Raw genomic sequence first — 12,478 nt, forward strand, 5'->3', positions numbered from 1 at the left:
CCCCTACAATGAAATTGTCCGAAACCCCTGCCGTAGAACCTTCTGACCAGACCAGAAAAACCGTCCGACACGCCCCGCTCGTTTACCGGGTGGAAGAGATTGCCCAACTGTTGGCGATCTCCAACCGTGCTGCGTACAATCTGTGCAACACCACGAAAGATTTCAAGGTGATCCGCCTCGGTACCAGCATCCGGGTAAGCAAGCAGAGCTTCGATGATTGGTTTGCAGCGGTCTGAGGGAGGGAACATCTATGGCATCTATTATGAAACGTGGCAACACGTATTCCGTCCGATACAACTACAAAGATCATGCTGGCAAGCCCTGCAAGGGCTGGGAAACCTTCAAGACCAAGGCCGAAGCGCAGGAGCGCAAGATCACGGTGGAGAAGGAACTGCTGGACGGCACCTTCCTCGTGCCCGACACCATGACGGTCGAGGAGATGCTGTACAAGTGGATCCCCATTCAGTCCAGCAAACACAAGTGGTCTCCCAAGACCTACACCCAATCTGTGGCGATGGTGCAGAACCTCATCGTGCCGTATATCGGAAAGCGGAAGGTGCAAGACCTCCACACCTACGACATTGAGCAGTTCTACGCCACCCTGAGCCAGACCCCTTGCGGCCAGTACGTTCACGGTGAAAAGCAGGAGCTGACGGAAAATCAGAAGAAGCGGCTGTTATCCAGCACGTCCATTCACGAAGTCCACACGCTCCTGAAAACTGCCTTTTCGTATGCCGTTGACTGGGATCTGATCCACAAATCGCCTACTCCCCGTGAAGCCCCCAAGATCAACACCGAAGAACGCACCATCTGGGATGAGCGCACCATGTTGGCGGCGCTGCAGACCATCGAGAATCCCGCTCTGCATCTGGCTGTGCACATGAGCATGATCCTTTCCTTGCGAGAGGGTGAGATTCTCGGCTTACAGCCGAGTGATCTGGACTTTGACGCAGCAGACGGACGGGGAACCATCTCGGTGAACAAAGCCCTGCAGCGTGCCGACAAGGTCGCATTGTCCAAGATTGACCCCACCCAGATCTACCACACCTTCCCGGACAGACGGGAGGGGAGCAAGTCCTCGCTGATCCTCAAGCGGACTAAGACCAAAAAGTCCAACCGCATCCTGTATATGACCAAGCCCTTGAAAGAGGAGCTTCTGGCATGGCTGGAAAAGATGAAGCAGGACGAGCAGAGCGCCCCGGAAAAGTACAGCAACTGCGGTCAGCTGTTCCGCTTACCAGACGGCTTACCCATTGCACCGGACGTTCTGACGAAGTGGTACCGTATGTGGCGGGCAGAGCACTCGGAGTTTGAGAAGATCGTGTTCCACGGTCTGCGCCATTCCAGTGCCACCTACCAGTTGCTGCAATCTGGCGGTGACTTCAAGTCGGTGCAGGGCAACACCGGCCATGCAACCGCCACCGTCCTGATGGACACCTACGCCCACACGCAGGACAAACCCCGGTTGGAGTTGACCGAGAAGATCGAAGCAGACTTCTACACGCAGGATGTGGCCGGTGCAAAGCCGCAGGAACCCCCGGAAAACAAAACGCCGGTGGCAACAAAAATCACGGGTAAAATGATCCTTGAAGCCATCCGGCAGATGGACGCAGAGGAACGCCGCGAGCTGACGCGGGTGCTCTTCGCGTAAAATTCTCTTTTTTGTGCAGCGAAATACACGCTGTGCAAGCGATGCAAAGAGTTCATGGCTTTTTTGTAAAGTGTGCAGGAGATGTGCAAAAGTGTGCAGACTCTGCCAGAAAAACAAAAAAGCCATGAAATCTCTCGATTTCACGGCATTTTCTGGTGCGATGGAAGGGACTCGAACCCCCGGCCTACTGATTCGTAGTCAGTCACTCTATCCAGCTGAGCTACCAACGCATACGTTCCGGTCGGAACAAGATGTATTTTATCACGCAGGGCGGGGTTTGTCAACAGTTTTTTGCAGATTTTTTGATTTTATTTTCGTTTTTTATTTTTCCACGCAGAAAAGTACGTCTTTTCGTTTTTTCAATATTTTCCGTGCGGACCTCAGGCTTCCTCTGCCAAACGCTCGGCGATGCGGACACCGGTAGGCGTTGCAGCAAGGCCGCCCTGGCCGGTCTCCCGCAGATCGGGGGAGAGCAGACTGCCCACGCGGCCCATGGCATCGATGACTTCATCGCAGGGGATGGCGTAATCCACCCCCGCAAGCGCCATATTGGCGCAGGAAACGGCGTTCACGGCACCAACAACATTGCGCTTGATGCAGGGCACCTCCACCAGACCGGCCACAGGGTCGCAGACCAGGCCCAGCAGGTTGCCCAGTGCCATAGCGGCAGCGGCGGCGCACTGCTCCGGCGTGCCGCCCTTCAGGTGGCAGAGGGCGGCGGCGGCCATGGCGCTGGCGGCTCCCACCTCAGCCTGACAGCCACCCTCGGCACCGGCCAGAGTGGCCCGGGCGGCGATGACCTGCCCGAAGCCTGCGGCCACATAGAGGGCATCACAGATGGCTTCTTCATCGGCCTCGCCTGCACGGGCAAGGGGAAGCAGCACCGCCGGTAGCACACCGCAGCTGCCCGCTGTGGGGGCAGCAACGATCCGTTTCATGCAGGCGTTGCACTCAGCGGTCTTGAGGGCTTCGGCGGTCACTTCAGCAAGGTAATCCCCGCCATAGCTTCTGCCCGCCTGATGGGCCTGTTCCACCTTGGCGGCATCGCCGCCGGACAGGCCGCTGCGGCTGCGCTGGGCAGGGTCATAATCCCGGCTGGTGGCCTCCATCACATGCCACAGGTGGAGCATGGCATGGCGGCTGGCCTCTTCGGTCAGGCGGCTCTCGGCCAGATCACTGCGCAGGATGGCCTCGGCAAGGGAGAGGTTCTGGCTGCGGGCAGCGGCCAGCATTTCTTCACAGGATAAAAAGGACATGGTCATTCCTCCGCGTCTTCTTCGGGCTCGTCGATGTTCAGGCAGGTCACCTTCAGGATGCCGGGCAGGGTCGCCAGCTTCTGTTCCAGCGGGTGGGGGATGTGGGAATCGCACTCCAGCACCATAACGGCATAGCCGCCGGTCCCTGCGCGGAACACCTGCATCGATGCAACGTTGATCCTGCGCACGGCAAGGCAGGTGGTCACCTCGGCGATGCAGCCGGGGGTGTCCTCATTGTGAATGATCAGGGTGTTGCTGTCGCCGCCGAAATCGGCAGGCACACCGTCGATCTCGGTCACGCGGATGCGCCCGCCGCCCACCGAAGCGGCTTTCATGGAAAGCACCCGCCCCTCCCGGCCTGTCAGGGTGAGAACAGCGGTATTGGGGTGCGCAGAGCGCAATTCCACCGGATGAATCCGGAATGCCATGCCCTGCTCTGCGGCCAGGGCAAAGCTGTCGGGCAGGCGGGGATCATCGGGCCGCAGGCCAAGCAGGCCGGCGACCAGGGCTTTATCCGTGCCATGTCCCTTTCCGGTGGTGGCAAAACTGCCGTACAGGCCGATATCCGCCTGCACCGGGATCTCACCCAGAAGCTTCTGGGCCGTGTAGCCGATCCGGGCGGCACCCGCTGTATGGCTGGAAGAGGGGCCGATCATAACCGGCCCGAGAACGTCAAACAAGCGCATCCGATGCACATCCTTTCGTGCTCCGCCGGGCAAAAATCGCCCGCTTCGCACTTTTTTCTCTCTTTTATTATACCGCTTTTGCCCCACTTGTGCTATAATAACTTTATTAATGTTTGAAATCGCTCCTTTGGGGGCAACACGGAGGTTGGATTCCTATGAAACTGGTAAGCGTGGAAACTCCCGAAAAGAGTGTCTGCAAGATGACCTTCAGCGCAACAGCTGAGGAGCTGGAGGCCGCATCCAATGCGGTGTATGAGCGCACCCGCGCCAGCTACACCATCAAGGGCTTTGCCAAGGGCGAGGCCGACCGTGCTCAGATCGAGGCCGACCGCGGCGAGCACACATTCTGGTATGATGCCATCAACGACCTGATGGATCGCGATGTTCCTGCCCTGTACGAGGCCGCCATGGCCGAGCACGGCTTCAAGGCGGTGGATGAGCCCAGCTATGACCTGGTCAGCGTCAAAAAGGACGAGGGCTTTGTAGCCACCGCCACCACCCCGCTGCAGCCGGAGCTGAACCTGACCCAGACCACCGGCTTCCATGTGGAGTGCGTGACCCCCGCCGTCACCGACAAAGAGATCGATGCCGTGCTGGAGCGCCGCCGCAATGCTGCTGCCGAGCTGGTGCCCCACAAGGGCCCGGCCGTCAAGGGCAACATCGTTCACATCGATTACGAGGGCCTGCTGGACGGCAAGCCCTTCCAGGGCGGTTCCGCACAGAACCAGCCCCTGCAGCTGGGCAGCGGCCGGATGATCCCGGGTTTTGAGGACGGCATTCTGGGCCACAAGGGCGGCGAGGAATTCGAGATCAACGTCACCTTCCCGGTACGCTATCACGTCAAGGACCTGGCCGGAAAGCCCGTTGTCTTTAAGATCAAGCTGATCGATGTCTGCGTCCGCCAGCTGCCCGCCCTGAACAGCGATTTTGCCAAGAAGGTGGGCAAGGTGGACACCATGGAAGCGTTCCGGGAGCAGGTGCGCAAGCAGCTGCACGACGGCAAGCACGCCAGCGCCCTGAACCGCGCAAAGGATCAGGTGCTGACCCAGCTGGCCTCTGCCGCTGAGGGCGAGCTCCCCAGCGTTCTGGTGGAAAGCACCTATCAGCAGGAGATGCAGAACATCCAGCAGCAGCTCCAGATGCAGCGCATGAGCCTGGACCGCTACCTGAGCCAGATCCACCAGACCCGCGAGAACTTCACGGCCAACGTTCACGCCGCCGCCGAGAAGAACACCCGCGCCCGGATGGCTCTGCTGCAGGTCGCCCAGAACGAGGGTCTGGTGCCCACCGATGAGGAGATCACCAAGAACCTGCAGGAGCGCGCCGACCGCACCAAGAAAACGCTGGAAGAGGTCAAGGCCAACGCCAACATCCCCGCCATGCAGCGCAGCGAGGCCATCCGCCGCGCCGCCGACTGGGTGATCGAACACTCCACCATCGAAGAAAAGTAATTTCCCAAAAGTACAACAAAAAGAGCCTGTCTCCAAGGAATTTCGGGAGACAGGCTCTTTTCTTTTGCAGTTTATTTTGTCAGAAGATTGAAGCCCATGACCACGATACCCAGCACGACCAGAACGATGCCGGTTGCACGGTTCAGGGTCTTGGCATCGGCCTTATTGGCAAAGACAGCGGCGATGCGGGCCCACAGCAGGGTGAACAGAACGCAGAGGATGAACACGGTCCAGTCCGGTGCGCCGCCGATGGTAAAGTGGGAGACCGCGCCGGTCAGGGCGGTGAAGGTCATAATGAACACGCTGGTGCCCACGGCAGTCTTGAGCTCGTAGCCCAGCACACTGGTCAGGATGAGCAGCATCATCATACCGCCGCCGGCACCAATGAAGCCGCAGATCATCCCGATGACCACACCGCAGACGATAGACTGGAAGGCACGCTTCTTAGCAGAGACCCCCTGCATGGCTTCTTTGGTGGTCATAACGGGCTTGACGATGAATTTAATGCCCAGCAGGAACGTCATAAACACCGAGAAGCTGCCCATGGTGGTGGAAGGCACCAGGCTTGCCACCCAGCTGCCCACCACGGTGAACAGCAGCACACTGGCCATCATAATCAGGCCGTTCTTGATATCCAGGTTTTTGTTTTTGTGGTAGGTGTAGGCAGACACCGCACTGGCCAGCACATCCGAGGAAAGGGCAATGCCGACTGCCATATAGGGGTCCATCCCCAGGAAGGTGATGAGCATCGGGCTGATGACAGCGGCGGCGCTCATGCCCGCAAAGCCGGTGCCCAGGCCCGCGCCCATCCCGGCAAAAAAGGTAACGATGATGGTAAACAGCAGATTCATCTTATTCTTCTCCTTCTAGGATCGCATCCAGATTTTCGTTCATCGTATCGATGACCTCAAAAAATATCTCGAGTTTTTCTTCCTCCAGCCCTGCCATCAGGCGGCGGATGAAATCGTCCTGCATCCTGCGGCCCTGTTCGATGATGGACTGCGCCTTTTCGGTGCAGGCAAGCTCCGTTTTGCGGCGGTCACCCGGCACCGGGCGGCGCTCCAGAAAGCCCTCCTGCACCAGCTTGTCCACATTCACCGAGACAAGGTTCGCCTTGATGTGGCGCACCTCCACGATATCGCTGGCGGTCGTGTAGCTGGGGTTGTTGGCAAGGAACATCAGGATATCAAACGCTGTCTGCGGCAGATGCAGCTTCTGGCACAGCGGCTTGCAGACGGCGCTGTACACAAGGCCCGTCTTGTTGGCAAATTCCACACTGGGGTTCAGCTCACGCATTGCTCGCCCTTCTTTCTCTCTTTTTGAATTGTTCATTTTTGAAGTATTTTAGCATAAGAAATCTCTGTTGTCAAGGGCAGGCAGCGTAAAATCTCCTGCTCCATATATTTTGTCCAACGCAAAAAGCCCGCACCATGAAAATTTTCACGGTACGGGCTTTTGATATGCTTCAGGACAGGGTCACAGCACTGCCACGGCAAGGAACCGCACAACGAGCGCGGCAAGCCATGCCACAACGCACTGGTTTACGACCATAACAGTGGCCCAGCGGCCGCCCATCTCCCGCTTGACCGATGCCACAGCGGCGATGCATGGGGTGTAGAGCAGGCAGAACACCAGCAGGGGAGCCGCTGCCGCCGGGCTGAGCGCCGCGCCCAGTGCGGCAGAGGAGCCATACAGGATGGTAAGGGTGGAAACAACGCTCTCCTTTGCCATAAAGCCGGTGATCAGCGCCGTGGATACCCGCCAGTCGCCAAAGCCCAGCGGTGCGAACAACGGCGCGATGCCGCTGGCGATCCAGGCCAGGATGCTCTCCTGCGGGTCTGCGGTCAGGCTGAGCTGGAAGTCAAAGTTCTGCAGGAACCAGATGATGATGGTTGCCAGGAAGATGACCGTAAAGGCACGCTCGAGGAAATCCCGGGCCTTTTCCCAGAGCAGCTGGGCCACATTTTTCAGGCCGGGCAGGCGGTAGTTGGGCAGCTCCATAACAAAGGGCACGGCCTCGCCTTTGAACAGCGTTCCCTTGAGCAGAAAGGCCATACCAATGCCCACAAGGATGCCCAGGAAATACAGGCCCACCATGACCAGTGCGGCGTACTCCGGGAAGAAGGTCACCGCAAACAGGCTGTAGATCGGGAGCTTGGCCGAGCAGCTCATAAAGGGCGTGAGCAGGATGGTCATTTTTCGGTCCCGCTCCGAGGGCAGCGTGCGGCTTGCCATCACGCCGGGAACCGTGCAGCCAAAGCCGATGAGCATGGGCACGATGCTGCGGCCCGAAAGACCGATGCGCCGCAGCAGCTTGTCCATCACAAAGGCCACGCGGGCCATATAGCCGGTATCCTCCAGCAGGGAAAGGAAGAAGAACAGGGTCACGATGATGGGCAGGAAGCTCAGCACACTGCCCACACCGGTAAAGATGCCGTCGATCACCAGCGAATGCACTGCATCGTTGACGTTCCACGCCGTCAGGGCATTGTCCACAAGGATCGTCAGGTTCTCAATGCCCAGTTCCAGCAGGCCTTGCAGCCCTGCGCCGATCACGCCAAAGGTCAGATAGAACACCAGCGCCATAATGCCAACGAACGCCGGGATCGCCGTGTACTTTCCGGTGAGGAAGCGGTCGATCCTTGCGCTGCGCAGCTGCTCCTTGCTCTGGTGGGGCTTTACCACGGTCTGATTCACCAGCTGATGGATAAAGTGGAACCGCATGTCTGCAATGGCGGCGGCGCGGTCCAGGCCGCGTTCCTGCTCCATCTGCAGGATGATATGCTCGATCATCTCTTTTTCGTTCTGATCCAGCTTCAGGGCCTCCTCAATGCGGGGGTCGCCCTCCACCAGCTTTGTGGCGGCAAAGCGCACCGGGATCCCCGCCGCCCGGGCGTGGTCCTCGATGAGATGGATGATGCCGTGGATGCAGCGGTGAACCGCACCGCCGTGGTCATCCTCGCCGCAGAAGTCCATCCGGCCCGGGCGCTCCTGATACTTTGCCACATGGATGGCGTGATCCACCAGCTCATCCACGCCCTCGTTCTTGGCGGCGGAAATGGGGACCACCGGGATGCCCAGCATCGCTTCCATCTCGTTGATGTTGATGGTGCCGCCGTTGCCGCGCACCTCATCCATCATATTCAGTGCCAGCACCATGGGGGTGTCCAGCTCCATCAGCTGCATCGTTAAGTACAGGTTGCGCTCGATATTGGTGGCATCCACGATATTGATGATGCCCGTGGGCTTTTCGCCAATGATGAACTGCCGGGTCACGATCTCCTCGCTGGAATAGGGCGACATGGAGTAGATGCCGGGCAGGTCGGTGACTTCGGTATCGGGGTGTTCCCGGATGGCACCGCTCTTGCGGTCCACCGTCACGCCCGGAAAGTTGCCCACATGCTGGTTGGAGCCGGTGAGCTGGTTGAACAGGGTCGTTTTGCCGCAGTTCTGATTTCCGGCCAGCGCAAATGTCAGCACCGTTCCATCCGGCAGCGGGTGTTCGCCCTTTTTGGTGTGGTAGCGGCCGCCCTCGCCCAGGCCCGGGTGCTCCACCATCCGGCCGGCCTTCCGTGCCGGGGCCGCTGCGGGTGCTTCCGCCGGGGTGATCTCGATCCGTGCCGCATCGTCCAGCCGCAGGGTCAGCTCATAGCCGTGGATCTGCAGCTCCATGGGGTCCCCCATGGGCGCAAATTTCACCAGCGTGACCTTCTCGCCGGGGATCAGCCCCATATCCAGAAAATGCTGGCGGAGTTCTCCCGTTCCGCCCACTGTATCGATCACGGCACTTTCGCCGATCTTCAGTTCCTTTAATGTCATGGCAGATGCCTTTCCTTCGACAAAATGTTAGTGTATGTGAACAGTCTTAATATATGCTAACTCAAAGGCATTGTCAAGGCAGGAAGCGGCAAAAATTCTCGCCTGTCCCCGCTGTTTTTTGTAGAAATCTTTCTCCTGTTCCGGCAGATTTCCGGGCAAAAGAAAACGCACCCCTGAATTTTCACGTTCAAAGGTGCGTTTTGAGAACAGTTCTGTTTACTTCACGGTGTGATAGCCGTCGGGGTTGTTCTTCTGCCAGTTCCAGCTGTCGGCACACATCTCCTCGATGCCGTACTCAGCCACCCAGCCCAGCTCATTCTTGGCCTTGGTGGGATCGGCATAGCACTCGGCGATATCGCCGGGACGGCGGGGATCGATCACATAGGGGAGCTTCTTGCCGCAGGCCTTCTCAAAGGCATGGATGACATCCAGCACGCTGTAGCCGTGGCCGGTACCCAGATTGCAGATGAACAGGCCGCAGTTGGTCTGCAGCTTCTTGATGGCGCAGACATGGCCCCGGGCCAGGTCAACCACATGGATGTAATCGCGCACGCCGGTGCCGTCGGGGGTGGGGTAGTCGTTGCCAAAGACGTGCACCTTTTCCAGCTTGCCCACGGCCACCTTGGCGATGTAGGGCATCAGGTTGTTGGGGATGCCGTTGGGGTCCTCGCCGATCAGGCCGGACTTGTGGGCACCGATGGGGTTGAAGTAACGGAGCAGGGCCACGTTCAGGGTGGGGTCAGCCTTGCAGACATCGGTCAGGATGCGCTCGGTAAAGGCCTTGGTGGTGCCGTAGGGGTTGGTGGTGGCACCCACGGGGAAGTCCTCGGTGATGGGCACGCTGGCGGGGTCGCCGTAGACGGTGGCGGAGGAGCTGAACACGAAGTTGCGGCAGTTGTGGCGGCGCATCACGTCCAGAATGACCAGCGTGCAGTTGAGGTTGTTATAGTAGTACTCGATGGGCTTGGAAACGCTCTCGCCCACAGCCTTATAGGCGGCAAACTGGATGACGGCATCGATATCGGGGCACTCGGTGAAGATCTTCTCCACGTCCTCGTGCTTTGTCATATCGGCCTGATAGAACCGGAAGTCCTTGCCGGTGATCTGCTTGACCCGATCCAGCACCACGGGGGAAGCGTTGTAATAATTATCTGCCACCACGATGTCAAAGCCAGCGTTCAGCAGTTCGATACAGGTGTGGCTGCCGATATAACCGGCACCGCCGGAAACCAAAATTGCCATAAAAGTACCTCTCTTCTCGTCACCAAAGTTGCTTGCGCGGGGCAGGCCCGCCTTCTGCCACAAGGATACAACGTTTTGGCCGTAGAATCAAGTAACGGGAATTTTATAAGGATGGATTTTTGTTTCCATTTATTTTTCCGCGCATTGATTTGCAAGCGTTTTTTGTGTTTTGCACATGGAGTGATGGAACACTTTGTGCAAATCAGAGAAAAAACCCTCTCATTCAAAGCCTGACGGCTTTGAATGAGAGGGCTGCATTTTACAGTTTCCCGCACTGTTTGCCGGTGAAGAACCGCAGGGTGGTGTTGGCGCGGAACACTTTCCCGGCCCGCAGGGCGGTGGAGGGGAACTCCGGGTGGGAGGGGCTGCAGGGGAAGTGCTGGGTCTCCAGCGCAAAGCCGCCGTATTTCTGCATCGGCACGCCGCCCTTGCCGGGGGCAGGGCAGTCCTGCAGGAAATTGCCGGTGTAGAGCTGCACGCCGGGCTGGGTGGTATAGACCTTCATGCTGATGCCGGTCTTATCGCTGGAAGCCCAGGCGCACAGGCTCTGGCTGGCCCCGCGGCCCCTGTCGATGACAAAGCAGTGGTCATAGCCGCCGCCCACCATGGTGGTCTGGGAAAAGCCGGTGTCGATGTCCCGGCCAATGGGCTTGCCCGCCCGGAAATCCATCGGCGTGCCTGCCACGGGCAGGATATTGCCGGTGGGGCAGGTCTCGTTGTTGCCCTCCAGATAGTGGGACGCATAGATGCGCAGCTTCTGGCCCAGCACATCGCCGCCGCCATCCAGATTGAAGTAGGTGTGGTTGGTCAGGTTGATGATGGTGTCGGCATCAGAGGAGACACGGTAATCCATCCGCAGGGCGTTGTCCTCGGTGAGGATATACCGCACCGAGATCTTCAGATTTCCCGGGAAACCATCCTCTCCATCGGGGCTTTCGGCCTCCAGAAGCAGGGTATCGCCAAAGGCCTTTACCTCATACAGCTTGCGCGGGAAGGTGCCGTGCAGGTGGTTTTTGCCGTTGTTGGCTTCCAGCTGATAGGTCTTGCCGCCCACGTTGAACACGGCATTCTCGATGCGGTTGGCGTACCGGCCCACGAACGCACCGCAGCAGGTACTGCCGGACGATTCAAAGTCCTTGACGTAATCGGCGTAGGTGTCGTGGCCCAGCACCACATCCACCAGCCCGCTCTTGGTGGGCACCCAGATATTCTTGATGATACAGCCGTAGTTCAGCACACTGACCGCCAGCCCGCCGGGGTTCGAGATGATGTATTCATTGATCTTTTCGCCGTTTGGGGTCATGCCAAAGGGCTTGGAGAGAAACTGTGCCATAGGGCTCGCCTCCTTTTGTATTTTTTCAGGACAGCACACTCTCTGTTTTATCCTTTATTGTTTTGATTATATCACAATTTTCTCCTTCTGTGTTGGCATTTTTTAAGGGAATCTATCCAATATTTCGAGAGATTTTTTGTAAGTTCTGCCCCATAGGCAGAAAAAAGCCCCGGAGGGCCAGGGGTAGGCGCTCCGGGGCTTGTATTGTCAGATTAGATATTACTGCTTGGGCATTGCAGATGTATCAACTGTAACCTCATAGGTCATTGCAATTGCAGCGTAAGTCTTTCCATTTACAGTCTTAGCTGCAACACCAATTTTCGTAATTTTGATAGACATACCATTTACACTTGCCATCTTATCCAGCAAATCGTGCATAGCATCCGTACCCTGATTCAGACTTCCAATGTTATCCGCAGTAATTTCCATTACTTCATAGGTACCATTGTTCTGCATTTTGCCATCCTTCATCAGAGGTAATGCCATCGTCATAGAACCCTTACCAGTCGAATACACATCTTCCTGGAACTTTTGGGCTTCCTCAGCGGAGTAGGATTTCTTAAAATCAAAAGTGCCCTTCTCGGTGTCAATCAGATCAATCTTGCTCTCAGCGAGTTTCTTCAGATCTGCATCATTTACCTGAATACCAGTAGATGCCTTTACAGAAGCAAAAGTTGCATCCTCAACCTGCTTACCAAAAGAAGGCGTGCTGTCATCGCCGCAAGCGGTGAGCAGTGCCATTGCCATAACGCCGGCCAGCAGAAGAGCGGCCATTTTCTTGAGCATTTTCATTTGTAGAACCTCCAATGTAAAATGATATTTTACCACACAGAAAGCATGCCCCTACACCTTCTGTATTGTGAACTCATTTTACATCTCCCCCCCCCCCCCACCCCCCCGCGGAAGGGGCGCCCCCTCCCAGCGGGGGTCCCCCTAAAGGGTCTTAGCCCCCCGGGGGCGGTTGTGGGGGGGGAAAGGGTGGGTAAACACGCCGATATCATAGTGCCCCCCCGCCACACGGTCCATCATCAGGCCCTGGC

Annotated in this window: 11 protein-coding genes and 1 tRNA gene; 3 read left to right on the top strand and 9 right to left on the bottom strand. The window is 57.8% G+C overall.

Annotated elements, in window-relative coordinates:
* A partial coding sequence (locus tag J3352_RS13900) for a helix-turn-helix domain-containing protein (RefSeq protein WP_242699989.1) occupies positions 1-236 on the top strand: 236 nt, incomplete at its 5' end.
* 14 nt (positions 237-250) lie between these two features.
* Complete coding sequence (gene xerC / locus J3352_RS13905; protein ID WP_156067561.1) at positions 251-1,651, top strand: tyrosine recombinase XerC; 1,401 nt, start codon at positions 251-253, stop codon at positions 1,649-1,651.
* 153 nt (positions 1,652-1,804) lie between these two features.
* Here xerC and J3352_RS13910 read toward each other — a convergent pair.
* The 3 genes from J3352_RS13910 to sdaAB form a co-directional block, all read right to left on the bottom strand.
* A tRNA-Arg gene (locus J3352_RS13910) sits at positions 1,805-1,881 on the bottom strand.
* A gap of 150 nt (positions 1,882-2,031) precedes the next feature.
* Positions 2,032-2,907: an L-serine ammonia-lyase, iron-sulfur-dependent, subunit alpha gene (gene sdaAA / locus J3352_RS13915; protein ID WP_035393223.1), complete on the bottom strand. Its 876-nt coding sequence runs from the start codon at positions 2,905-2,907 to the stop codon at positions 2,032-2,034.
* Positions 2,908-2,909: 2 nt separating this feature from the next.
* Positions 2,910-3,593 (bottom strand): L-serine ammonia-lyase, iron-sulfur-dependent subunit beta, encoded by a 684-nt coding sequence (gene sdaAB, locus J3352_RS13920; RefSeq protein ID WP_005928993.1) that lies wholly within the window; start codon positions 3,591-3,593, stop codon positions 2,910-2,912.
* 155 nt (positions 3,594-3,748) lie between these two features.
* Here sdaAB and tig point away from each other — a divergent pair, with 155 nt between their 5' ends.
* Entirely contained in the window at positions 3,749-5,044 is a 1,296-nt protein-coding gene (gene tig, locus J3352_RS13925) for a trigger factor (RefSeq protein WP_005928997.1), read from the top strand.
* Positions 5,045-5,115: 71 nt separating this feature from the next.
* Here the strand turns inward: tig and J3352_RS13930 are convergent, their stop codons facing one another.
* The 6 genes from J3352_RS13930 to J3352_RS13955 all read right to left on the bottom strand — a co-directional run bounded on the left by J3352_RS13930 (position 5,116) and on the right by J3352_RS13955 (position 12,230).
* Positions 5,116-5,895: a sulfite exporter TauE/SafE family protein gene (locus J3352_RS13930; protein ID WP_156067563.1), complete on the bottom strand. Its 780-nt coding sequence runs from the start codon at positions 5,893-5,895 to the stop codon at positions 5,116-5,118.
* A 1-nt stretch (position 5,896) separates the two neighbouring features.
* Positions 5,897-6,340, bottom strand: coding sequence for a MarR family winged helix-turn-helix transcriptional regulator (locus J3352_RS13935; RefSeq protein ID WP_156067565.1), 444 nt, complete (start codon positions 6,338-6,340; stop codon positions 5,897-5,899).
* Between the two features lie 180 nt (positions 6,341-6,520).
* Entirely contained in the window at positions 6,521-8,863 is a 2,343-nt protein-coding gene (feoB, locus tag J3352_RS13940) for a ferrous iron transport protein B (protein WP_117476627.1), read from the bottom strand.
* Positions 8,864-9,079: 216 nt separating this feature from the next.
* The gene (gene galE, locus J3352_RS13945; protein WP_035393228.1) at positions 9,080-10,105 is read right to left on the bottom strand and encodes a UDP-glucose 4-epimerase GalE; all 1,026 of its coding nucleotides are present in this window, start codon (positions 10,103-10,105) and stop codon (positions 9,080-9,082) included.
* Between the two features lie 259 nt (positions 10,106-10,364).
* The gene (locus J3352_RS13950; protein ID WP_156068788.1) at positions 10,365-11,438 is read right to left on the bottom strand and encodes an aldose epimerase family protein; all 1,074 of its coding nucleotides are present in this window, start codon (positions 11,436-11,438) and stop codon (positions 10,365-10,367) included.
* A 219-nt stretch (positions 11,439-11,657) separates the two neighbouring features.
* Positions 11,658-12,230, bottom strand: a complete 573-nt coding sequence (locus J3352_RS13955; RefSeq protein WP_117476630.1) for a hypothetical protein — start codon at positions 12,228-12,230, stop codon at positions 11,658-11,660.
* Positions 12,231-12,478 lie beyond the last annotated feature (248 nt).

This window comes from Faecalibacterium sp. Marseille-Q4164 (assembly GCF_017377545.1).
In the GTDB taxonomy this organism is placed as follows: domain Bacteria; phylum Bacillota; class Clostridia; order Oscillospirales; family Ruminococcaceae; genus Faecalibacterium; species Faecalibacterium duncaniae.